The sequence below is a fragment of the Maribellus comscasis genome (assembly GCF_009762775.1).
Classification (GTDB): Bacteria; Bacteroidota; Bacteroidia; order Bacteroidales; family Prolixibacteraceae; genus Draconibacterium; species Draconibacterium comscasis.
Genome location: NZ_CP046401.1, coordinates 2,861,774 through 2,886,917, shown reverse-complemented (window position 1 = coordinate 2,886,917; position 25,144 = coordinate 2,861,774). Strand labels below are relative to the sequence as shown.

The following is a 25,144-nucleotide window of genomic DNA, read 5'->3' as shown; positions in this document are numbered from 1 at the left end:
GGATAAAAATTAAAACGACTGTCCTAAAATAAGCCAGGACAGCCGTTTCTTTTTTTAATTTGTTTTTAGTGTAATACCAATTTTTTTATTGCAGAATTATCTCCCTGCGTAAATGAAACAAAATATATTCCACTCATCTGGTTTGTCAAATCTAAATGAATCTTTTCGGCCGCTTTGTATTTTTTTCTGAATATTTCACTTCCGGTCACACTTCGCAATGTAACTTCTGAATCCATAATCTCCGGAGAATGGATATAAAGATTCACTTTTCCAGTTGATGGATTTGGATAAAGCTCTACATCAAAGAATTGTGGTTCTTCACCAATAATAGGAGCAATTTCAGCAATAGCGGCACTTTTTAATTCGAAGCCGGCATGCACAACAATGTTTCCGGTTTCTATATATTGCAGGTCAGTGTTTAATCCATTCCATTCACTTGAATATAAAAGCGTGTTGCGATTCCACAATGTAATTGCAATTTCATCATTTGAGCCCGGGTTTCCACGATCAATTATTTTAGAATGTAAGGTCAGGTTTCCTCCCAGACTTTCTTCGGTTGTTAAATTTTGCAGGGTTGCTTTTGATTCAAATTCGCCAATCTGTTCATCGGGATTGGCCGTATTAACCCCAAGCGTGGTCATGGAATTTGTTTTAATCTGAAAAATTTGAACTTCTTCACCAACTTGCTGTCGGAATAAAATATTCATGCCTCCCTGCAAATTTTTACCTGTTTTGTTCCATTTGACGTGGAATCCAAAGTTGGTTTTTAATCCGGGAGTGGACGCGTACATTCCTGCTGAAAGTGTTGGTTTTATGTGACCACCTCCGGTTATAAAGTCACCCACAGGTTTGTAAACTGTTACAACCGTTTGGTCTACTCCGGAAAAATAACAATCAGCTGTGATTTTCACATCAAATGACTCATAGTCTGCGCTGCCAATGTCAAAAGTCCACGGAAATTCAACGATACCTGTTGTTAAATCAGATGGATTAATAAGTTCCGGATTCAGGCCACCGACAATAATTGAACTATTAACTTCAATCGTTACACAAGCATTTCTGATGTCTCCACCCAATCCGGTTCCATCAGGATTTGACTGCAATATTGCTCTAAGTGCAACAGTGGCTTCAGCGGAATTGGAACCATCGGTTGCCTGAAATTCAATACCATTATATTCAATATTGGCGTCTTCCGGAGTAATCGTCAGAGTCGTTTCTGCATCCTGAACCACATATGCCGAATTTGTATTGTTAAATTCAGCTGTTACTGTTTTAATTCCGGGCGACATTTGTCCGTTGGACGGATAGCCAGGTATTTCTGCCAATGAATAAGATGCAGTAGCAGTTCCGTTTGCATCGATATTCACAGTTCCCATTGCCTGCGTACCAACATAAAATGTTACATCTCCCGTTGTCTCTGTACCTCCACAACCCCAGGGAGTTACATTAGCCTGAAATTCAACTAAATCACTGTATTGCTGTGATACCGGATTAACTGAAACTGTTGTTGTTGTTTGTACACTGTTGACCACTACATCAAATGAACATGTCGATGAATTTCCACACTCATCCGATGCTGTCCAGGTTACTGTTGTTGAACCGGCGTTAAAATGTTCTCCGGATAAAGAAACTGTTCCGGATGAAACAGTTGCTCCCGACAACTCATAGGTTAAACTAACCTGACCACTACAATTATCAATTGCAGATACATCAAACTCGTTTCCCGATGCTGTATAGTAACATTGACCATCATCCGTAGATGCAATCTGAAAATCTGCTGGCGGGCAACCTGAAATTACAGGCGCATGAGTATCATTAACAACAATGGTTTGGCTAACTGAACTTTGATTGCCACAATCATCAACAAATGTCCAGGTACGGATCATTGTAAATTTGTTTTTGCATTCCCAGGATGTTACTTCATCAGTAGGATTTACCGTAATGCTGCCACTACAATTATCTACGGCCGTTAAATCAATCTGAGGTGGTGCATCATAAGCACAAGTAGCTTCTACGCTTGCGGGCGGTGTTGGTGCTATTGGTGCAATGGTATCATTAACAATAATTGTCTGATTTACATAGCTCGAATTTCCAGACAGATCGGTAAATGTCCAGGTACGAACGATAGTAAAATTGTTTGGACAGTCCCCGGGAGTTATATCATCTGTAGGACTTACTGTAATGCTACCATTACAATTATCTATAGCCGTTAAATCAATCTGAGGTGGTACATCATAAGCACAATCTGCGAATACATTTGCAGGAGGCGCCGGAGGTAGGGGAGATGTCGTATCTATTACTGTAACCGTAGAATTACATGTGCTTTCCGTATATCCATCGTTAACCATAAGTTTTACTGAATGAATACCAGGATTGAGAACACCGGTAATATCAATACTGAGGGATATAGGATCACCATCCGGATCATAAGAACCATTATCAATATCTGCAGGTGTAATAGTAACCTGACAGTTATTATCAACCGTTACTGTAATGTTTTGGCATTCTGCAACCGGGGCAATATTCTCAACCGTAATACCTACTTCTGCCTGGGCAGTTGCTGAGCCATTTGATATTTTGTACAGAAAAGAGAAATATCCTAATTCGGTAGGTGAAACAAGCGATATGTTACCATTTTCATTTACAGTTAAAGTTCCACCTGCTAAAGCCACACTGGAACCGGCAGCATTCGAATTCAAATCTCCGGCTAAAGAACCTCCTCCAAACGATATGATTGTAGTAGAAGGATCCAAATACAAATCAGGACCATTACCATTGTCATTAAACAAATTCCCGGAAATATTTTCTATACGCGTTAATAAAAAATCATCGTCAACTGCTTTCGGGATTGGCGATACATCAAAAAAGTCAATAATTTTAGCCAGAAGATCCTCTTTTGTAGAAGGAGAAGTTTCATTTGTTAATCCGGCCAGGGCATAGGAAAAACAAAATGTTTTTTGCGCTGCAGCACCGCTGTTCTGTATAGCGACATTTCCATAAGGTTGTTCTTTAAATGCAACGATACCGTTACCGGGAGTATAAGTGTCAATAAAACGATTTTCAACCTGGGTAGAAGAACTAAAAAACATATTCTCGGTAAGTGAACCCGGTTGCCCAACTAATGTGTCAATCACATTTGTACTACCATCAGCGACTCCAGCAATGCCAAACAAATTATGCAAAGTAGAATTTGAACTCTGATCATATCCCAAAGCATCACCTCCTTCCAGGTAAACCTTTCCTCCTTGTTGAAGGTATTGCTGAATTAAAAACGCTTCTGCGGTGGAGAATTGGATATATGAAATATTGGAAGCATTCCCGAAGGATAAAAATACTGCATCATAGCCAATCAATGTAGCAGGAAGATCGGAAGTATAATAGGTAGTAAAGCCAGCATCCGACAGATAATTGTTAATAAAAGTTCCACTAAAATCCTGACCTCCAACAATGCGATCCCAAACTAAAATACCCTGGGCAGGAGGATCAGCATAAACACCAACTGCGTCCCATGCTGCTCCCACCGCGGCCACTTCTGCCGAACTTTCACCATACATATCAGTGGCCGCCATAACCGCACCAACCCGCGCTTGTTTGTAACCGGAATAAGGAGTTAAATAAACCGTTAAGTTCCGGTAAGCAATTGCTGCTGCTGCTTCAATTCCTATGCCGGTAACGTTATACGATTCACCAAAATCATTGGTGCCAGCTTCTCCGTTAGAGAGAATGTAAAACCACTTATTCTGTACGCCACTATTTGTATGAACACCCCCATAATCCCAAGTCCCACTATACCAATAAGTCCCCTTATAAGTATCAGGGTCATTAAATGCATTCGGATTATCCATAGATCGAATCGCACCACTACCACCGATTCCAATTTCTGTACCGCACTGCCAGTTATTTGGACCGTCAGCATAATTTTCAACTACTTCACCAAAAATATCCGAAAATGATTCATTAAGTGCACCCGACTCATTCTGATATATCAAACCCGCAGAATGTTCTGTTACACCATGTGTTAACTCATGTCCAACAATATCCAATGCAACCAAAGGCCCGTAATTCGTACCGTCTCCATCACCATATTTCATTCGCGTACCATCCCAAAAAGCATTTACAAGATTATTACTTAAATGCACATAATTGAATAGTGGTAGTCCGGAATCGTCAATACTGTTTCTTCCAAAAGTTGTATAAAAATAGTTAAATGTCTGTTCTGCACCCCAATGAGCCTGTACGGCCACGGAGTCCCATACTCCATCAGCTGTAGTTGATATTACGTTTGTTGCCAGAGAAAGATTGGTTTGGTTATGCATATCAAATGTTTGAATCTGCACATCAGGATAAAGTGGAGTTGATAAAAGTCCATTCAAATGGAAACTATCTGTTTCTATCTCCTCAACTGCTAGTGGTACTGTACCGTTATAAATAGATTTTCCGCTTCCCGGAACAAAAGAATTATGAATACGACTTAATTTATTAACAATTTCGCCTGTTTTGGCATCCACATCCACCCAGTAACGACCTAAAGGCTCCTCCGCATAAATATCAAAACGGTAAACCAAACGTATATTTTCAGCTGTTAACTCTTCTCTGCCTGTTGTAATTTTTAAAACCCCGGAAGGTCGAAAAGTAGCCTTATTATCATTTTGTTCCTTTTTAATAAATTCTTCATTTCCCGGATTTTCCCACATGTACCTTTCAGCCCCAACTTCATTTAAAGCTGCTTTTAGTGCTTCCTGCTCACTTAACACCGGATTAACATCAAAGTCGGTAATGTGCACCAATTCTCCATTTGCATAATGAACAAAACCTGATTTTTCGTGCAAAATGTATTGTGCACCAAGCACTTCAACATCCTTATAATACTGATAAAACCGTTGATGCGTACCCGATTTGTCTTTTATTTCTTTTCCGGCCTTCATTTGGTTTTCCCTCGGAAAATTGTAATTCTTTCTGTATTCATTAAAAAATGCGTTTTTGGGTGGCTGGTTATTTTTATCAAAACGAATCGAGGTTGGAGACTTGCCGGTTTTTCTATTCTCCATTCGTGCCTGATTAAAATAATCCGATTTGTTCTGATCATTCCTTTGAGCAAACACATCGTTACTCATTTGAATGAGAGCAAAAGAAAAAAGAAAAACAACAGACAAACGTTTTAGTTTGATATTCAATTTTTTAGACCCTATTTTCATCTCTTCTATTATTAATTAATACCATCAAATTTTCTCTTATTTTTTATAAAAAAATCCCCTTTTAGATTATCCAATCTGATAATCTATCTAAATGCGCAAAAAATTAAAAACGTGTGGGTTTAACTGAAAGCCATTTTGTTTAAAAAAAACAACTTCCGTGTGGATATATCAAATAATTACTGTCGATTAGTTCGAAATAAACAAATAACAATAGGCGGTTAAAGGGTTGAATAATAAACATTCTCATAACCTGTAAAACTAAGTTTGATCTAATTATCTGATACAATTTCGGTTATTTTTTGTAAAAAAGAAAAAAATATAAACAAATCTTTATTTTTTATTTTAAGAACAGAAGAACATAGAAATTTTAAGTACTAACTATTCATATAGAAGGCAAAATACCGAAGAAAAAAAAGAGACAAAAAGAAAGTAACTGGTTTGGTTACTGAAACATATTCAAAAGCTGGTATTGATTAAAAAATCGCTTACAAACACCAAATAAGCCGACTAGTGTAGTTCGAACAATTATTGAACACGTGAATAAGCGTTGAACAACTGTTGTATCCATTATTGACCGTCTGACAAACTCACTTTACGAAATCCCGGTTTCTTTCGATTTGCCCATTGAGGAATAATTTTCTACGTTCGACATTTTTACCGTTATCTTATATTTCATCTTCTCACCATCCAATTTTCGTGGACGTCCACCTTTATTAAACTGCACCATTTTGTATTACCATTTTTTAGACCAACGGGATGCTAAACAAGAGTTTTGGTCTGACCAAAATATAAACTTGCTCACCTACCCCGAGAGGTGTCTCTTACTGAAAATAAAGTTAGAGACAAGGATGGAGAAAGAAAACAGCAAACTGATTCAATATAAGCTAATTGATATTAGAAAAGCTATACTTAATTATGTTGGACAAAATGATAGAAAAGATGAAATATAATGTACATTAACATTTGAAAAATGGGTTTAATTTTTGAATAACTTAAATCCGAAAAAGAAACCAGTTAAAAATAGTTTTAAAATTTAAACATCAGGAAAATTAAAAATAACCATTAATTTTGGTAGCTAATTTAAGTTTCATTCTACACATTAAACTAACATAAACGGTTAAACACGGCTAATTGAATTTACATAGTGAAAATAATGATAACAGGCTAATTTCCTTACTTCAAGAAGGTGATAAAAAGGCTTTCAGACTACTATTTGAAAAATATTCAAGCCGTTTATACCAATTTGCAATTAAATATTTAAGGGATAAAGAAGATACCGAAGATTTACTTAACGAAGTTTTTCTAAAAATATGGGAGAATCGTCATTCCCTAAAAACAAATACTGTATTTCAGTCGTATTTGTTCACTATCGCCTACAATAATATCCGCCAAAGGTTTCTGAAGAAAAGCAGAGAAGAAAAATATATTCGCATTTTTGCAGAAGAGTATATTTTTGACTCTGCAAATAAAGAAGAACAATTCGATTACCTTCTATTTTTAAAAAAACTAGATGAAATTATAGACCTGCTACCTCCCCGTAGAAAAGAAATTTTCATTTTGAGTTTTAAAAAAGAACTAAAAAACAAAGTTATTGCAAGTCAGCTTGAGTTAAGTGAGCAATTCGTTAAAAATCAGCTGTCTCTGGCTAGAAAATTTATTGTAAAAAAGATGCAGGAAGATAAAAATCTCGCAGGAATTTTGTTTTTCTTCTTATTTTCATCGCAAGGAAAAGCATAACTTTAAAAAAAATACATTTCGGGGAGTACTTTTTCAGGAGATGTTGATATTACAATAAAGGCAATCCTGAAAATGGTCAATAAAGAACATGTAGATAAAATTTTCAATCAAAGATTTAGTTTCCTTGATCAGAAAATGCTCGAAAAATACTTTGAGGATAAGGTGGAAAAAACGGTCAAACTGACCACCCCAGGCCGGAATAAAATGACCACCCTCGCCAGTTTAAACTGACCACCGCGTGCCGGAGCAAATTGACCACCAGCGCCGGACTAAAGTGACCACCCACCAAAAGAGATTGATTTTACTTCTGTCGAAGCCATAATTTCATACTGATTTAAACAAATTAATATGAAAACATGGCTAATAAATTAATCGACATGAGTAAAGTAAGAAAAGTCATTCAGTTACACCACCAGGGAAAAGCAAAGCAATTTATCAGTAGGTACCTGGGCCTTTCACGCAATACGGTCAAGAAGTATATCGCTCTATACAAGGTGTTAAACCTTACAATTGATGATATTGATAAGAAGAGTGATTCCGAGCTGGAAAAGATCTTTAGCAGGGATACCGAAGATGTTCTTTCCCCAAAGCTAAAAAAGGTTTATAACTTCTTTCCCTACATGGAGCGTGAATTAAAAAAGACCGGCGTTACCAAACAGCTGATGTGGGAAGAATATTATGAAAAACATCCCGATGGACTAAAACTAAGCCAGTTTAAAGCCCACTACCTGCGTTGGAATAAAAAGGTTAACCCGGTAATGCATATGGAGCATAAAGCAGGCGATAAGATGTTTATTGACTACGCTGGCAAAACCCTGGAAATTATCAATAAAGAAACAGGCGAGATTGAAGAGGTACAGTTTTTTGTTGCCATACTGGGGGCCAGTCAATACACCTATGCAGAAGCCTCACCGAGCCAACAAAAAGAAGACTTTGTTGCTTCGGTTGAAAATGCACTGCACTTTTACGGGGGAGTTCCTGCAGCTATTGTCCCTGATAACCTAAAGTCTGCCGTAACCAAAAGCAGCCGGTTTGAACCTACCATTAACGAAACGTTTATGGACTTTGCCGAACATTACGGTACAACAGTTCTTCCGGCTCGGGCTTACCGTCCCCGGGACAAGTCACTGGCAGAAGGAGCAGTCAAGATATTATACCAAAGAATATATCCGGCCTTGCGCGGCAAAGATTTTTACAGTTTAGAAGAGCTTAACAGTGCAATTTGGGATGAACTGGACAAGCATAACAACAAAAAGTTAACCGGCAGGCCAACGTCCCGGTATCAATTATTCGTTGAAGACGAAAAAGGCAAGCTTACCGCATTACCTGTAGAAAAATACGAGATTAAAGAAATAGCAATAGCCACCGTAGCCATGAACGGGCACGTGCTGTTAAGCAAAGACAAACATTATTACAGCGTTCCGTGTCAGTATTTAAAGAAGAAGGTAAAGCTGGTGTTTACATCAAAAACCGTTGAAATATACCATAAATACAACCGCATAGCTTTGCACAAAAGAGATGGACGTAAATACTTCTACACCACAAACAAAGACCACCTGGCAACAACACACCAGTTTGTTACCGACTGGACACCGCAGCGTTTTATCAACTGGGCAGCTTCAATTGACGAGAGTGTAAAGGAATTTATAATCAATGTGCTGGAAAGAAAACAACACCCTGAACAATCCTATAAAAGCTGTATGGGCGTATTGGCTTTTGCCAAAAAGGTTGGGGAAGAAAGGCTTGCCAATGCGTGTAAACGTGCATTGGAACATCAGGTTTACAACTACAAAATCATACAAAAGATACTGGAAAAAGGGTTGGATAAACTTGATGATGAAAAACCGGACGAACCGGAACTTCCTTTTCATAACAACATAAGGGGAGGAAAATATTACAACTGATAAAGTAAAAAACAATGAACGAAGTAACATTAACACGAATGAAACAGATGAAGCTCCATGGTATGCATGGGGCTTTTAAAACAGCTGTCGAAACAGGTAAAACCGATGATTACACCATCGACCAGTTTGTATCGATGATAACAGATGCCGAGTGGGACGATCGCAACAACCGCAAGATAGAGCGATTGATAAAAAATGCAAGGTTCCACTATAAAGCAACCATTGAAAACGTGGTGTACGAACATACAAGAAATATCGATCGGACAAAACTGTTAAGACTGGCTGAATGCGATTTTATTAATAAAAACGAGAATGTATTAATATCGGGCAGCACCGGTGCCGGCAAAAGCTACATTGCAACAGCCTTAGGGTATCAGGCCTGTATCGAGGGATACAGGGTTTTGTACTTTAATACAACCAAGCTGTTTTCTAAACTAAAAATGGCAAAAGCCGATGGATCTTATCTCAAAGAACTTGCAAAAATGGCCAGGCATCAGTTAATAATACTCGATGACTTTGGCCTGCAACCCTTAGATAGCCAAAACCGGATAGCTCTGTTAGAGTTAATTGAAGATAGGCACAATAAAGGATCTATGCTTGTAACATCACAGCTGCCCGTTAGTAAGTGGTATGAAATAATCGGGGAGAAAACGATTGCCGATGCCATACTTGACCGGTTGATCCATCAATCGCACAGGATTGAGCTGATGGGTGAATCGATGAGAAAAAAACGAAACATTTATAGTGAATAAAAAACAGTAAATTTGTTGTAATCTGACAGAAGAAAAACGTTCTCTTTTTGTTGAAAATGGTCGATGGTCAATTTAAATTGGCCTGGGGTGGTCAATTTGACTGGCGTTTCCAGTCAAACTGTACATTGAGTTCTTCAATTGTGCAGCCTTTCTGACCAGAAAACATTCGTATGCAGTTTTCAACTTCATTTTTTATTTCTCCTTCCAAAATTCTATACCTATATTTAGGTGTCCATACAATATGGTAGGTACAATGCCATACTGCATGTGATAACTTTTTAAATCGACTCATTGTTCTTTCTGTTTGTTGCGGACACAACTTTGGAAAGTAAGCAATGAGTCCTTTATTGGCAAACCCGTAAAACGGCTCTGACCACGTTCAGAGAACGTGGGTTTTCAATTTGAACTAAACTTCGACAACAGGCTTTGGATAATGAACAGAAAGCTGCAATGGATAGGGCTGCCATGGAAGAACAACTGCAGCAGCAAAAAAAGAATGCTTATTTATCTACACTTGATACAATAATAAATGTTTTTGGACAGGAATCAGCTATTGCAAAGGCAGCTTTATTGGCAAAACAAGCCCATGCAATTGCAACGACCGTTATTAATATTGCAAAAGGAACTGGAGAATCAGCTGCAGCTGCACCTTTCCCTTTAAATATTCCATTGATTATTGGTTTTGTTGGGCAAGTTGCAGGATTGATTGCTACTATTAAAGGAGCAACAAAAAAAACAAAAGCTTATGCCACCGGTAAATACCCTGAGATTCAATTTGCCGGCAGGCCAAAAACCGGAATGTACAGCGGTCCGCACCTGGGGCTTTTTAATGAAGTTTCCGGGCAGCCCGAAATGGTTATTGATGGGATTACCACAAGAAGAATCCGAACCAATGCACCGGAAATATTGGATGCAATTTATTCATATCGGGATGGTCATGCTCCCAGGTATGCAGACGGAAAGTATCCTGAATTTGGTAACACGAGCAATTCTAGTGGTGCTGTTTTAAAACGTAACAGAGAACTTGAAGTAATTGAGAATTTTACACGAGCATTAGATGAAAATACATCTGCTACACGTCGATTTATGACATGGAAACCATATGTTTCAATAGAAACGATTGAAAAGAAATTGCAACAATGGAACGAAATTAAAAAGAGAAGTAGATTTAGCCAGACATAACAATGAATAAGTTTTATTAAAAAATATTACAATCATGACAAAAGAAAACATTACCAGCGCACTAGTTGCAGAACAAACACCTTTTGAAAAAGGTAAAACCTTATGGGAATTGCATAAAAAACAGCAGGAAGCGGAACGTCAGAAAGCTATCCAGAAACAAAAAGAATTTGAAGAGAGGAAGAAAAAAGAACAGGAACAAGTAGAAAAAGAAAGAGAGGAAGAGTTTAAAAAAAAGAAAGAACTTGAATCAGCCAGGAAACAACTTGTTTTTGATAAATATTTATCTGACTTCGAACCCAAACAAATCGGAGAAGCTGATTACACCCGATATGACGAAATTTATAGAAATTATAAATTCTTCTGTAAGTTGATTAATAAATGCAGACTTGATCTGGCTGCATTTTTCGAGATGGAAGGTAATTATGGTCTTACGGAAACAACCGAATTTATTAAAAGTAACCCTCAGAGATGGTTGCCAGGAATGTATATTGAAACTAAAAAGATACAAATTCCGGAAGGGCTTAATAAAGAAAGAGTAATTGAGGAAAAATTAGTTACCTATCCTGAAACTTTGGAACTTGTCTCACTCCATAGTCAAATAATGTCCACATGGCAAAAAATAAAATCAACTGGGTTTATATTTCCATTTCAAAAGTTATATGATAAAGAAAGAGACTTGTTTTCACTCGAATTTAATTTAGATTTCGGTGAATATGTTTCGAATTTCTTAGCCATCCTGACAACTACACCCGAACAAAACGTAATATTGAATATTATTGAAAAATTGCTTGAATCATTAGAAGATTTAAGCGCATTGAGGATTATTAAACTTGAAAAAGGGCTTGGAGAGCTTCAACGCATAGAACGTTTTTTTAAATTTAAAGGAAGAAGTTTTGATATTAATCCTTTCATTTTTCACCGCGACCCATCGCTGAAACAATATGGCCCGGTTGAAAGCTCTCAAAATATGAATCTTTCATTGGAAGATTTTCTTAAATAATATGTGTTTTTTAATTGAATCTCCTTTATAGGAGGCACCAGTTTCATTTGATTTTGCCCACTCCGTATTCGGGTGGGCTTTTTTTGTGTGCTTTTTGCTTTATAAAATAATACCGTATATCAAAAAAACATCCCTTATTTGGTCACAAAAAAGGTCACAAAAAAGTCTAACTACCTAATAGTCAGGCTTTTTTGTACCCGGGGCGGGAATCGAACCCGCACTCTGTTGCCAGAACTGGATTTTGAATCCAGCGCGTCTACCAATTCCGCCACCCGGGCTATTCCCTTTGCGGAAAATTGGTGTGCAAAACTAAGTATTTCGGTTGAATTGGCAAAATATTAATTTAGATTTTGATTTCTACGGTCAATTCTTTTTACTACTTGTCCGTAAATAATTAATGCAATTGCCGAAATTAAGGCGATTCCTACAAAAAAGTACCAAATATAATGTGCATGTGTTGCAGACTCTTCCCAAGCCTCTCTGGAAGGAAACAAACGCGGATCCGGGCAGAAACGGTCCAGAAGTACCCCAGACATGATAAAACCGAAAATAGACGATAAAAACGAATGTAAATGGCTAAATCCCAGATAAAGTCCTTCTTCTCCTTTAGGAGCCTGCAAAGAAAAGTATTCCAGAAAACGCGGAGATATAAATGTTTCGGCAAATCCCTGGAAGGCAATCCCTACTACCATCATAAACGCAACAGGGTGCATTCCCAAAATATTTCCGTCTATCAAATTACCCGACGCCATAAAAAGTGCTGAAACCGGCATAATAAACATTCCAACAGTCATACTAAAAAGAGCAGTCCGTTTCCGCATTACATGTGTTACCAAACCAACAGTTAAAAATACGACCAAGGGATTTACATTGGCATACCACGAAGGTGAAGCTCCCTCGCCGGCCAGACGCAGTACATATTTAGGCATGGTTGCATACATTTGGTGCTGTACCATCCAAAAACCTGTAATGATTAGTATTAAAACAATAAGGCGAAAGTTTTTGATCACTTTAAAAAGTCCTTCCAAAATTTCATTAAGCGTTTTTCCTTCGCCTGCTGTCTGACGGCTTTTATACCAAAGAAAAACTACAATCAGTCCCAACAGTGTCATTACTGCAGAAAAGTAACTTATCCAAATTAATCCGGTATTCCCCATCATCTCGCGAAGCGGCTTAACAACGGTTTTCCCTGAAAAGGCCCCGATATTCACCATCGCATAAAAAATACTGTATCCCCGGGCTCTGTTCTCTTTGGTCGTTTCTTTGGCTACGGTACCTGTAATTACCGATTTAATAAATGACCCACCCAAAATAATCAACAACATCACGGGGAGAATCGCATATCTTTGCGCTGAAGTATCCAGACCTTTAAAAACGGTGGTAGAGTCATAATCAACCAGTCCGGCCGATTCAAACATTGTCGGCAAAACACCCATTCCGGCATAACCAAGAGTTAAAAGCCCAAAAGCCAGTATCAGTGATTTTCGAAATCCTATTTTATCAGCAAAAGCACCTGCAAAAGTAGGTAACAAATACAGCAATGCCTGAAAAACACCTGCAATAGTAGCTGCCTGAATATCACCAAATCCTAAAATTCTCGACAAATACAAGGTAATAACAATAAAAACTCCGTAATATGCCGCCCTTTCAAATAACTCTACGGTATTGGCCACCCAAAATGCCTTTGGGAAGTTCCAGGTTTCTTTTTTCTCCACTATTCCCTTATTTAATAATTAACACACAAAAATAGCAGCATAATCGATATTGCAAAATGACATATCTCCGTAAAAAATCGTCTTTTAAAAGGTTTTTGAAAGGAGTAACTTTTTTTTACCTTAGCTTCTGCGGTAAAATAACCAAAACTATGAACCTACCTGAAGAAAAGGCATGGATGAAAAAGATGCAAACAGGCGATCAGAAAGCTTTTGAAATGCTATTTCACAAATATTACGGCAACCTCTGTTTATATGCAACAAAAATTTTAAACAATAATGAAGCTGCAGAGGAAGTGGTTCAGGAGTTTTTTGTAAAATTTTGGGGAAAAAGAGAACAAATCAATATCGATACGTCCATAAAAAATTATGTTTTCCGTTCAGTAAGAAATTTATGTTTAAACTATATTAAACATAATAAGATAAAAGAAAACTATATAAAGAACAGCGAAAATGATATGCAGTCAAATATTGACTTTGAAGAACACTTTATAGAGGTTGACCTGGCACAAAAAATTGAAGAAAGTATCAATTCTCTTCCGGAAAAACGACGCGAAATATTTCGCTTAAGCAGGGAAGAAGGTTTAAAATACCGGGAGATTGCTGAAAAACTAAATATTTCTATAAAAACGGTTGAAGCCCAAATGGGGTTGGCAATCAAAAATTTACGCGAAAAATTAAAAGATTATAAACACTTTCTGATGCTCTTTTTCATTTTGTTTAAAAGGACAAATTAAGGGTAAACTGAATGTACATTGTCATTTAGGTAACATGGGAAAAAAGAAAAACATAGGAAAAGGGGAGTGGGAGCTTCTGGCGAAATTGGCTACCAACGAAAGCGGAAGTGAAGATAGGGAAGAAACAAAATCCTGGTTGAAGAAATCGCAGGAAATCCGGAGTGAGTTGGAAACAACCCAAAAAATGCTGAAAAAAATTGATGATTTCTACACTTTAAAAAATTTTGATTCTCATGGTGCATGGAGAAATGTACAATCGAAGATTTATCCTGAAAAAGCAAAAACTGTTCGGCTTAAAAAAATCAGAAAGGAGGCAATTCGCAAATTTTATAAATATGCTGCCGTAGTTCTTGTTGCTTTACTTTTAGGATCAATTGGATATTATATCGGTTTCGTTTATCAAAATCCGGTTCAGGAAAATCAAATTGTTATGGCCGAAAACCAGGTTTTAAACGAATATGTTTTGCCCGATGGATCGGTGGTTACATTAAACTGGAACTCGCAACTTGAATTTCCGAAAAATTTTAACGACAGCATTCGGGAAGTAACCATCAGGGGAGAAGCATTTTTTGACGTAAAACCAAATGCCAAAAAACCTTTTGTAATTAATGCCGGCAATGCACAGGTAAAAGTTTTAGGTACCTCTTTTAACGTTAGTGCATATCCCGAAACCGAAACCGTTGAAGTTGTGGTAAAAACCGGAAAAGTCCGGGTTATTCGGAAAAAACCGGATATGCAAACCGCAATCAATGAAGTGATCCTTGTTCCCGGCGAAAAGGGTACGCTTTTTAACCAAAATAACCTTTTGGAAAAATCGGTAAACACAAATCCCAATTTTGTTGCCTGGAAAACGCTAGATCTGATATTCGACGAAGTTCCGTTAAATGAAGTTATTCTGAATTTAGAAAAAGTATATCACGCTGAGATTCAGTTAATGGAACCTGAATTGAATAATCTTGTATATACTGGTCATTTCGACCAAAAACCGATTAATTTTGTTTTAGATGTGATACGGCTCACTTTTAATTTAAATTTATCGGAAGAAAATGAACAGTTTGTCCTATCTGACCGTAAATAAAACAGATAAAGCCTTAAAGACATGAAAACTCTAATAAAAAAAATAGGTATAACAACCATATTTGCGATTGCAATAATGGCTTTTATTCCCAAAACACTGCTCGCACAAGAAACCAAAACACAGGCTCTGGATCAAAATATCAGTATTTATGCAGAAGACGAGCCTTTGGCTGACGTGATTGAGAAAATATGTGATTATCTCAATCTCGATTACTCCTATAATTCAAGTATTGTTGAAGACAAAAAAATCAGCTTAAACGTATCGAACAAACCCATTAAATTTGTTCTCGACAAACTGATGAAAGACTTTTATCTCCTTTTCGAAATTGAAGATAATATACTGGTTGTTCGCGACTATGTTCCGCTGGAACAAAGTATTGATTTTGAAGAAAGTTCGCAACAATTTTTTGGAAACAACAGGGGATTTTTATTTGATGATCCGCGAAAAAAATCGATTACCGTAAAATTTAAATCTGCGAGTAATCTCATCATCATCCCGGTAAATATCAATGATTCAGACACATTAAATTTTATTCTCGATACAGGTGTTCGCCACCCGATTATTACCGAGTTGCCCTTTGTAAACAAATTGAACCTGAATTATATGATGCCGATCCAAATCAAAGGATTGGGAGAGGGGGAGGAGTTGACGGCATACCGTTCAGGAAACAATTCCCTTAGTATTGACGGGCTCACAGCACGAAATCAGGAAGTTCAAATGATTATAGACGAAAACTTCCAGATTTCACATATGCTTGGAATTCCGGTTCATGGTCTTATCGGTTTCAATTTATTCAAAGATTATGTGGTTGAAATTGACTACTTAAATGAACAAATTACGCTAAACAGACCGGAATATTACAAATACCGCGACAGAAGAAAAGACATTGTCCTCCCCCTCATGTTTGATGGAAACAAACCTTTTGTTAGAACCAGTATTGTTACCGACGAGCTAAAAGAAGTTCCTGTAAAACTGCTGGTTGACACCGGAGCGAGCGATGCAATCTGGTTGTCTGAAAAATCAGATTCACGTATTGACTTGCCGCAAAACCATATTGAAACATTTTTAGGAAGAGGATTAAACGGTGATTTGTATGGAGTAAAAGGAAGAATTGACGGAATTTGGGTTGGTCCGCTGGTGTTGCCCAAACCGATAGTAGCATTTCCCAACTCAGAATTAATCGACCAGCTGATTTCTTCGAACGACAGGAACGGAACCATTGGTGCTGAAATTTTGCGTCGATTTAGGGTTACTATTGATTACAGAAACAGCCGCCTTACTTTACGCCCAACTCATAAAATTAAAGATGATTTTAATTACAATATGAGTGGTATGGAAATCATTAATCCAATGCCCGGGTTACCAATTTTTACCATTACAAGCATCCAGGAAAATTCACCTGCATTTTATGCCGGGTTAAAGGAAAACGACCAGATTTTATCGATAAACAGCAGCAACCACCAATCGTTGGAATTAAACGATATCAACTTATTGTTACAAAGTAGAGAAAATAAAAAGATCAAGGTGAAAGTTCTGAGAGACGGAGAGGAATTTAAAACTTCTTTTGAGTTGAAAAAGATGTTTTAATGCTCAAAGTTAAAGTTAGCATATTACTGGCCATCCTGTTTTCCAGTTCCATTTACGGACAACAGGATGGTTCTGTTTTAGAAAAACGCGTTACTATCGTCCAAAATAACCAAACGCTCTCAAATATATTAAACCAGCTAAGCTGGCAGGCCGGTGTGTTTTTTTCCTACGACGCATCAGTTATCGATGCAGAAAAAAAATACAACATCGAAGCAGCTGACAAATCCCTGTTTACTGTTTTAAGCGAACTTTTTGGCACAAAAAAATTCCGCTTTTCTGAACGCGAAAATCAAATCATTATTTCTGAAAATACTGATTATAAGCAACCAGAAGAAAAACAAGATTCGATTCCTGTAAAATATTTCTTTCTGTCGGGAAAAATAATTGAAGATAAAAAAGAAGAACCAATTCCTTACGCATCTGTTTCATTACTCAATAAACCAATTGGCACCATTACCAATATTGATGGAGAATTTCTTTTAAAAGTCCATCCGGGTAATATCAAAGACACCGTTATCATTTCATGTATGGGTTACGAACAGATAGAACTTCCAGCTTTTGAACTGCTTGACGAAGATTTATTTATCATGAATCCCGTTTCTATTAGGATTCGCGAAGTTAAAGTCACAGCAATCACACCGGATAAACTGCTTAAAAATATAAGAAACAACATTTCCAAAAATTACAGCGACAATAACCGTCTGATGACCGCTTTTTATCGTGAAACAATAAAACAAGATAAAAATTATGTTAATATATCAGAAGCCATTGTTGAAATTTTAAAAGCTTCCTATATAAATCTTTTCCGCGACGATTTAGTCCGGCTTTTAAAAGGAAGAAGAAGCCCTGATGTACAACCGTTTCAATGGTTAAATTTTAAATTGCAGGGTGGACCGTTTACAATTACAAAACTCGATGTAATCAAAAACATGGAGTCTTTTATTGATGGAGAGTTTGAACATTTATACAAATACAATATAAAAAAAGTAGTCTGGTACAACGACTATCCAGTTTATGTATTGGAATTTAAGCCCACTTCCAATCAAATCTTTCCTCTGTTTGTAGGCGAAATGTATGTTCATCGTGAAACATTTGCTGTTTTACATGCCAGGTTTCAATTAAATAAAGAAGGACTAAAAACCGCTGAAAGTGTAATGATTAAAAAGAAACCGCGGCGGGTGAAAGCAAAACCAACCGATGTAAAGTACGAAGTAAATTATCAGCAATACAGTGGAAAATGGCATTTGGCTAACGCTAAAGCCTCGGTCAAAATAAAAGTGAAAAGTAAACGCGATAACGTAAATTCAGAGTATCATAGTGTTTCGGATCTGCTGGTTACCGATATAAATAAAACTGAAGTCAAAAGGTTTACAAGAAATGAATCTATAAATCAAAGCGATATTTTTGTTGAGCTTATTAATGAATATGATGAAAAATTCTGGGAGAATTACAACATTATTAAACCCGACGAAAATTTGATAAATGCTATAAAAACAATAACATCAAACAACTAAACGGTTTTTCCAGGTTTCTCCTTCTGCCTTTAATCTTTTCTGCTTGTTCTAACTATTTTCTGTAATTTTGACCCGATCAATGTTTTGAAACAAATTAATTTTATATCCAATTATGGAACAATTTAGCACACGTCAGAATAAGATATCAAGGTTGGTTCAGCGTGAAATGGCAGAAATACTTCTAAAAATAAACAAATCGAAATACACTGGAAAACTAATTACGGTAACTGTTGTAAGAGTTACAAAAGACCTGGGTATTGCACGCATTTACCTTAGCATCTTTCCTTCCGAATTTGGGGACGAAATTCTTTCAGACCTGAAACTACAGGGTAAACAAATACGAGGAGAATTGGGTCGGAAAGTGGGTAAAAGCCTGAGGGTGATTCCCGAACTTGAATTTTATATTGACGACAGCCTCGATTATATCGATAACATTGATAAATTACTAAAGTCGTAGGTTTTCAAATATTTTCAATTATTACCCGTTAAATTAAAAAATATCCATATTGAATCTTCCGCTTTATATCGCAAAACGGTATCTGATTTCAAAAAAGAAACAGAATATAATTAACTTAATATCAGGAATATCAATAAGCGGTATTATCGTGGGAACGATGGCTTTAATAATCGTTCTTTCGGTAATGAACGGTTTTAGCAGCCTGATAAATTACTTTTTTAGCAGTTTCGACGCCGATCTGAAAGTTACTCCTGTGGAAGGAAAAATGTTTGATTCCTCGGAAATTGATGCTGATGCAATTAAAAACATCCCCGGGATCCTGCATTATGCCGAGATTATTGAAGAATCAGCCATGTTAAAATATGGCAGCCAGCAATATTTTGCTACCATAAAAGGCATACCTCAAAACTATGCAAGCTATACAAATATTGATAGTTTAATTGTTGATGGTGAATTTATCCTGAATGACAAAGGAACCAAATATGCGGTTGTTGGCCAGGGAGTTGCATACAATCTTGGTATCGGACTTACATTCATCGATCCCATCCGTATAATTGTTCCCAAAAAAGGACGTCAGATAAAAATAAATCCTGCCCGTGCTATCAATTACAACTCAATTTTTCCATCCGGAATTTTTGCCGTTCTGGAAGAAGTAGACTCCAAATATGTTTTGGTTCCTTTCGATTTTGCAAAAGATTTGTTTGAAAGTGGCTCAAACATTTCATCCATTGAACTTGGAATAGACAAAAATGCGAGGGTAGGTGCCGTGCAGAAAGAAATTCAGGACATTCTCGGGGAAAAGTTCCACGTGAAAAACAAATACCAGCAACACGATTCCCTAAACAAAACAATGAGATCTGAAAAAGCTGTTGTTTATTTAATTCTTGTATTTATTCTTGTCATTGCTTCTTTTAATGTACTCAGTAGTCTTTCTATGCTGATTATCGACAAAAAAGAAGATATTGCCATTCTCAAAAGTATGGGTGCTACTTCAAAATTAATACGCCGGATTTTCCTGTTTGAAGGATGGTTGATTTCAGTTTTAGGCGCAGTAATTGGTACTGTTTTAGGGCTTTTTATCTGTTGGTTACAAATCGAATTTAGCTTTATGAAACTACCGCAAAATGGTTCATTTGTAATCTCAGCTTACCCGGTTCGTATTATTTCAACCGATGTTGTTCTTATTTTCGCCGTAGTTTTGCTTATCGGATTTTTGGCTCCTTTGTTTCCCGTCAAATTTATTTCTAATAAATATTTATTACGGTCTGACTCATAACTAACTAAAAAACAAAAAGTTAAAATTGAGTCATATTCTATAATCTGATTTTAGTTATCATTTTGCGGATTTTTTTGTTTTATCTTGCAAACATAAAATTTCTATAATACAATGAAAGCTCTGGTAAAAAGTAAACCTGAAAAAGGTATCTGGATGGAAGAAGTTCCAATTCCAAAAGTTGGTCCGAACGATGTGTTGTTAAAAGTAAAATATTCCGCTGTTTGCGGAACCGATTTACATATTTACAAATGGGATGAGTGGGCACAACAAACCATAAAAACTCCGGTAGTTATTGGGCACGAATATATGGGAACTGTGGTTGAAGTTGGCTCCGAAGTTGATCGGGTGAAAATTGGCGAACGGGTGACTGTGGAAGGACATATTTCCTGTGGATTTTGTCGCAATTGCCGGCGTGGAAGACAACATATCTGCGATAACACCATTGGGATTGGTGTACATCAGGACGGGGGCTTTGCGGAATACATTTCTGTTCCGGCAAAGAACGTTTTACACATAGATAAGCGGATTCCTGACGAAATTATGGCAATTATGGATCCGATGGGAAACGCCACACATACCGCACTTTCATTCCCATTACTTGGTGAAGATGTATTAATTACCGGTATTGGCGGCCCAATTGGCGCCATGGCCACAGCAATTTGCAAATTTGCCGGAGCCAGAAATATTATAGGCACTGATTTAAGCAAATTTCGCCGCGATTTAGCTCGCAAAATGGGAGCTACCCGTGTGATTGATCCTACAAAGGAAAGTATCAGGGAAGCCATGGAAAAACACGATATGGTAGCAGGTTTTGATATAGGACTAGAGTGCTCCGGCTCTCCGGCAGCTTTTAACGATATGGTTAACCACATGTATAACGGAGGTAAAATCAGTTTGCTCGGATTACTTCCACAAAACACTCAAATCAACTGGAGTAAACTCATTTTCAAAGGATTAACACTAAAAGGAATTTATGGGAGGGAGATGTACGAAACCTGGTATCATATGGAAATGATGTTAACCACCGGACTTGACATTTCGCCCGTTATCACACACCGCTTTTCAGCAGATGATTTCCAAAAAGCATTTAACATAATGGAGGAAGGAAATTGTGGAAAAGTAATCTTAAACTGGGAATAACTAAATTGTTCCACGTGAAAACAAAAACTATCCTCTTTTTTCGTTTTTAACGAATATGCTATTTTTGCATTAACAAATATGTAAAGGTTTGGAAAAAGGATTAGTAATAAAATCGACAGGAAGCTGGTATACCGTAGAATCAAAAAGCGGAAAAATTTTTGACTGTAAAATCAAAGGAAATTTTCGTATTAAGGGAATAAAAAGTACCAATCCTGTCGCCGTTGGAGATTTTGTTGATTTTAAAACCCTTCCAAACTCATCCGAAACTGACGCCCAAAATATTGGTTTAATAACTGCGATTTCAGAACGAAAAAATTACATTGCTCGTAGGTCACCAAATCTTTCCAAACAATCGCATATTATTGCGGCCAATATAGACCAAGCCATTCTAATCGCTACCATAAATTACCCGATAACAACCACTACATTTATCGACAGATATTTAGCGTCGGCAGAAGCTTACCGAATTCCCGTACTCCTGGTTTTCAATAAAACAGACAGATACGACGACAAACAGACGGCAGAGTTAAAAGAATACATCAGAATCTACAAAAATATTGGCTATAAGTGTTTAGCAACATCAGCTGAAAATAGGGTAGGAATTGAAGAATTAAAACAAGCAATCGCAAACAAAACCAATGTCATCAACGGTCACAGCGGTGTTGGAAAATCAACACTAATAAACCTTATCCAGCCGGATCTAAATATAAAAACAAAGCAAATTTCCGATGTTCACAAAACCGGAAAACACACCACTACATACTCAACCCTCTATAAATTAGATTCTGGAGGATACATCATTGATACTCCGGGAATAAAAGGTTTTGGTATGCTTGATATGGAAGCCTGGGAGATATCACACTATTTCCCTGAAATATTTAAACTATCAGAAAAGTGCCAATATAACAACTGCTCGCACACACACGAACCGGGATGTGCTGTTAAACAAGCAGTAGAAAAGGGTGAAGTTGCGCCTTCAAGATTTATCAGCTATTTAGGATTATTGGAATCAGACGACAAATATCGTCCGGCTTTTTAACTACTCGGAACTTTCAATAAAACCGCCTCCAACCACTCTGTCTCCATCATAAAAAACCGCGGTCTGTCCGTTTGCAACCATTGCAACCGGTTCCAACAGATAAATTATTGCCTGGCCTTTCTGAAGCAACTCTACTTTACACGGAGTATTCTGTAGCCGATACCGAATTCTTACAGTGAAAACTCTATCCTTGTCAAACTCCTGAATATCAATGCATTTCATATTACTTACAAGTATCCTATTTTTATATAAATCTTCATAATCAGAAAGAACAATTTCATTAGTGGCGGCCGAAATACCGGAAACAAACATTGGTTTGTTCGCATTAATACCAAGTCCTCTTCGCTGCCCTATTGTATAATTTAGTATCCCGGAGTGCCTCCCTAATACTTTTCCTCCTATGTCCACAAAATAACCAGGTTTAGACTCTAAGCCTTTTGACTTCAAAAATTTTCTATAATTGTTTTCTTCTATAAAACAGATACCCAAACTGTCCTTTTTTCGAGATAAATAACTAAATCCCAGCCTATTAGCATAAGTTCTGGTCTGTGTCTTATTAAGTCCGCCAAGAGGTAAAATAAGCTTATTTAAAACATCTTCACCTAAGCCCCACAAAAAGAAAGACTGATCCTTGTTAGTATCTGTACCTTCAAAAATATACTGCCTTCCGTTATGTTTTTTGATTCTTGCGTAGTGTCCGGTCGCGATATAATTACAATGGTAAATTTCAGCATTCTTCAACAAATTCTTAAACTTAAGTTCAGGATTACATATTGCACAGGGAAAAGGGGTTCTACCATTCTGATATTCCTGAGTAAAATAATTGACAATCGCCTTTGTAAAATCGGATCGAAGGTCACAAACAAAATGTTTTATTCCAATTTCTTCGGCAAGTTTCCCCGCTTCCCTAACTGCAATTTCATTTTGTCCTTTTAGTTCTGAAAAAATAAATGTCAAACCAACAACTTCAAAACCATCGTTCTGCAACATCATAGCTGCAACTGAGCTATCCACACCACCACTCATTCCCAATAACACGCGCCCCTTATTCATTTGTGAAAATACTGATAAACAATTTCAGCTTTAGCTTTTCCTACTGACTCTACCAACAGTTTCTTTTCCAAGCCTTTGATATGCTTAACAGACTTAAAATCATTAAGTAACTTTTGGGCTGTTTTCTCACCTATTCCGGCAATCGAATTTAACTCAGATGTGACAAAATCACCTGATCTCTTATTTCTATGAAATGTAATTCCAAACCGGTGAGCTTCATCACGCAAATACTGAATAACCTTTAATGTTTCTGAATTTTTATTGATATAAATAGGTACTGAATCACCCGGAAAATAAATTTCTTCCAGTCGTTTAGCAATACCAATAATTGTAATTTTTCCTCTTAAGTTTAGCTTATCAAGTGCTAAAACAGCTGAGCTTAACTGACCTTTACCTCCATCTATAACAACCAACTGCGGTAATTCATTCCCTTCTTCTATTTGCCTTTTATACCTTCTGTAAACGACCTCCTCCATAGAAGCATAATCATTTGGCCCTTCTACAGTTTTTATATTAAAATGCCGGTAATCTTTTTTATACGGCTTTCCATTTACAAAAACCACACAAGCAGCTACTGGGTAGGACCCCTGCAAATTACTATTATCAAAGCATTCTATCCTTTTTGGAGGATCTGATAATTGCAAATCCTTCTGTATCGTATTCAAAATACGTTCTTCTCGTACCTTAGGATTTTTTAAAAATGTTTGTTTATCCTTCTCTAACCGATAATATTTTGCATTGCGTTGAGACAATTCCAACAAACTCTTTTTTTCCCCTCTTTTTGGAATAACAAATTTCACTTCATCCAAAACATCATCCAGCTTATATGGGACTAAAATTTCTCTGGCATTACTGAATATTTTTTGTCTAATATCCACAATTCCAGCTAATAACAGATCTTTCGACGACTCATCCAGGCTTTTCTTTATCTCAAGCGTAAAAGTTTGAATTATTGCTCCTTTGATAATTTTTAAATAATTAATAAAAGCAAATTTTTCATCCTCCTCTATTGAAAACACGTCAACATCAGTAATGTTAGGCGATACAACAGTGGACCGGCTCTGATAACGCTTTAAAGAATCGTATTTCTCCTTTATTTTTAAAGCTTCTTCAAAATCCAGTTTCTCCGACATTTTTTCCATCATTCCTTCTAAATGAGAAACAACACCGGAAACATTTCCTTTCAAAATATTGATTATATCGTTAATACCTTCATTATATTTTTCTTCAGGGTAAAACCCCTCGCAAGGTCCATAACAATTACCAATGTGGTATTCGAGACAAACTTTAAATTTACGACTAGCAATATTATCCCGACTTAATTGGTAATTACAAGTCCTCAATTTATATTCTGATTTAAAAAGCTCCAAAAGAGTCCTAACCGTATATATTGAAGTATAAGGACCAAAATATTTAGAACCATCCTTAACCAAATTTCTGGTTTTAAACACACGCGGAAATGGCTCATTTTTCACACAAATCCAGGGATAACTTTTGTCGTCTTTAAGCCTAATATTATACCTGGGCTGATACTTTTTTATAAGATTATTTTCTAAAAGTAAAGCATCCTGTTCTGTTTCTACAACCATATGTTTTATATCAACTATATTCCTCACCAACAAAACAGTCTTCCTGTGCTCGTGACTTTTGGAAAAATAAGAGGATACTCTCTTTTTAAGATTTTTCGCTTTTCCTATATAAATAATCTTATTCGTATTATCAAGAAACTGATATATCCCGGGTCGGTTGGGTAAAACCGCAATTAAGGATTTCAAATAGTC

Annotated in this window: 19 protein-coding genes and 1 tRNA gene; 13 read left to right on the top strand and 7 right to left on the bottom strand. The window is 36.8% G+C overall.

Annotated features, from left to right (window positions below; translation table 11 throughout):
- Positions 1-65 precede the first annotated feature (65 nt).
- The gene (locus GM418_RS11495; RefSeq protein WP_158866168.1) at positions 66-5,174 is read right to left on the bottom strand and encodes a M4 family metallopeptidase; all 5,109 of its coding nucleotides are present in this window, start codon (positions 5,172-5,174) and stop codon (positions 66-68) included.
- A 613-nt stretch (positions 5,175-5,787) separates the two neighbouring features.
- Positions 5,788-5,922 carry a hypothetical protein gene (locus tag GM418_RS31840; protein ID WP_281350291.1) on the bottom strand — a complete coding sequence of 45 codons (135 nt, stop codon included), beginning with the start codon at positions 5,920-5,922 and terminating at the stop codon, positions 5,788-5,790.
- A gap of 404 nt (positions 5,923-6,326) precedes the next feature.
- Here GM418_RS31840 and GM418_RS11490 point away from each other — a divergent pair, with 404 nt between their 5' ends.
- The 3 genes from GM418_RS11490 to istB all read left to right on the top strand — a co-directional run bounded on the left by GM418_RS11490 (position 6,327) and on the right by istB (position 9,588).
- Positions 6,327-6,932, top strand: a complete 606-nt coding sequence (locus GM418_RS11490) for an RNA polymerase sigma factor (RefSeq protein WP_158866166.1) — start codon at positions 6,327-6,329, stop codon at positions 6,930-6,932.
- 356 nt (positions 6,933-7,288) lie between these two features.
- Positions 7,289-8,836: an IS21 family transposase gene (gene istA / locus GM418_RS11485; RefSeq protein WP_158862096.1), complete on the top strand. Its 1,548-nt coding sequence runs from the start codon at positions 7,289-7,291 to the stop codon at positions 8,834-8,836.
- Between the two features lie 14 nt (positions 8,837-8,850).
- Complete coding sequence (istB, locus tag GM418_RS11480; RefSeq protein ID WP_158862095.1) at positions 8,851-9,588, top strand: IS21-like element helper ATPase IstB; 738 nt, start codon at positions 8,851-8,853, stop codon at positions 9,586-9,588.
- 91 nt (positions 9,589-9,679) lie between these two features.
- On the opposite strand, the gene tnpA is transcribed toward istB, so the two are convergent.
- Positions 9,680-9,880, bottom strand: a complete 201-nt coding sequence (gene tnpA / locus GM418_RS11475; protein WP_217447773.1) for an IS200/IS605 family transposase — start codon at positions 9,878-9,880, stop codon at positions 9,680-9,682.
- A gap of 134 nt (positions 9,881-10,014) precedes the next feature.
- On the opposite strand from tnpA, the gene GM418_RS11470 reads away from it, so the two are divergent.
- On the top strand, positions 10,015-10,770 hold the full coding sequence (locus GM418_RS11470) for a hypothetical protein (protein ID WP_158866164.1): 756 nt from the start codon (positions 10,015-10,017) through the stop codon (positions 10,768-10,770).
- 34 nt (positions 10,771-10,804) lie between these two features.
- The gene (locus GM418_RS11465) at positions 10,805-11,770 is read left to right on the top strand and encodes a hypothetical protein (protein WP_158866162.1); all 966 of its coding nucleotides are present in this window, start codon (positions 10,805-10,807) and stop codon (positions 11,768-11,770) included.
- 194 nt (positions 11,771-11,964) lie between these two features.
- Here GM418_RS11465 and GM418_RS11460 read toward each other — a convergent pair.
- Positions 11,965-12,048: transfer RNA gene (locus tag GM418_RS11460), tRNA-Leu, on the bottom strand.
- A gap of 60 nt (positions 12,049-12,108) precedes the next feature.
- Positions 12,109-13,485 carry an MFS transporter gene (locus GM418_RS11455; RefSeq protein ID WP_217447772.1) on the bottom strand — a complete coding sequence of 459 codons (1,377 nt, stop codon included), beginning with the start codon at positions 13,483-13,485 and terminating at the stop codon, positions 12,109-12,111.
- Between the two features lie 149 nt (positions 13,486-13,634).
- Here GM418_RS11455 and GM418_RS11450 point away from each other — a divergent pair, with 149 nt between their 5' ends.
- The 8 genes from GM418_RS11450 (at position 13,635) to rsgA (ending at position 22,310) form a co-directional block, all read left to right on the top strand.
- Positions 13,635-14,219, top strand: a complete 585-nt coding sequence (locus tag GM418_RS11450; RefSeq protein ID WP_158866160.1) for an RNA polymerase sigma-70 factor — start codon at positions 13,635-13,637, stop codon at positions 14,217-14,219.
- Positions 14,220-14,253: 34 nt separating this feature from the next.
- Positions 14,254-15,297: a FecR family protein gene (locus GM418_RS11445; protein WP_158866158.1), complete on the top strand. Its 1,044-nt coding sequence runs from the start codon at positions 14,254-14,256 to the stop codon at positions 15,295-15,297.
- A gap of 21 nt (positions 15,298-15,318) precedes the next feature.
- On the top strand, positions 15,319-16,884 hold the full coding sequence (locus GM418_RS11440; RefSeq protein ID WP_158866156.1) for an aspartyl protease family protein: 1,566 nt from the start codon (positions 15,319-15,321) through the stop codon (positions 16,882-16,884).
- On the top strand, positions 16,884-18,398 hold the full coding sequence (locus tag GM418_RS11435; protein ID WP_158866154.1) for a carboxypeptidase-like regulatory domain-containing protein: 1,515 nt from the start codon (positions 16,884-16,886) through the stop codon (positions 18,396-18,398). The genes GM418_RS11440 and GM418_RS11435 overlap by 1 nt, the downstream gene beginning before the upstream one ends.
- 112 nt (positions 18,399-18,510) lie before the next feature.
- Positions 18,511-18,855 carry a 30S ribosome-binding factor RbfA gene (gene rbfA, locus GM418_RS11430; protein WP_158866152.1) on the top strand — a complete coding sequence of 115 codons (345 nt, stop codon included), beginning with the start codon at positions 18,511-18,513 and terminating at the stop codon, positions 18,853-18,855.
- Positions 18,856-18,904: 49 nt separating this feature from the next.
- A complete protein-coding gene (locus GM418_RS11425; RefSeq protein ID WP_158866150.1) occupies positions 18,905-20,131 on the top strand; it encodes an ABC transporter permease in 1,227 nt (408 codons plus the stop codon).
- Positions 20,132-20,242: 111 nt separating this feature from the next.
- Complete coding sequence (tdh, locus tag GM418_RS11420) at positions 20,243-21,271, top strand: L-threonine 3-dehydrogenase (protein ID WP_158866148.1); 1,029 nt, start codon at positions 20,243-20,245, stop codon at positions 21,269-21,271.
- 88 nt (positions 21,272-21,359) lie between these two features.
- Positions 21,360-22,310 (top strand): ribosome small subunit-dependent GTPase A, encoded by a 951-nt coding sequence (gene rsgA, locus GM418_RS11415; protein ID WP_158866146.1) that lies wholly within the window; start codon positions 21,360-21,362, stop codon positions 22,308-22,310.
- Here the strand turns inward: rsgA and mnmA are convergent, their stop codons facing one another.
- Entirely contained in the window at positions 22,311-23,363 is a 1,053-nt protein-coding gene (gene mnmA, locus GM418_RS11410) for a tRNA 2-thiouridine(34) synthase MnmA (protein ID WP_158866144.1), read from the bottom strand.
- Positions 23,360-25,138 carry an excinuclease ABC subunit UvrC gene (gene uvrC / locus GM418_RS11405; protein WP_246222830.1) on the bottom strand — a complete coding sequence of 593 codons (1,779 nt, stop codon included), beginning with the start codon at positions 25,136-25,138 and terminating at the stop codon, positions 23,360-23,362. The genes mnmA and uvrC overlap by 4 nt, the downstream gene beginning before the upstream one ends.
- Positions 25,139-25,144 lie beyond the last annotated feature (6 nt).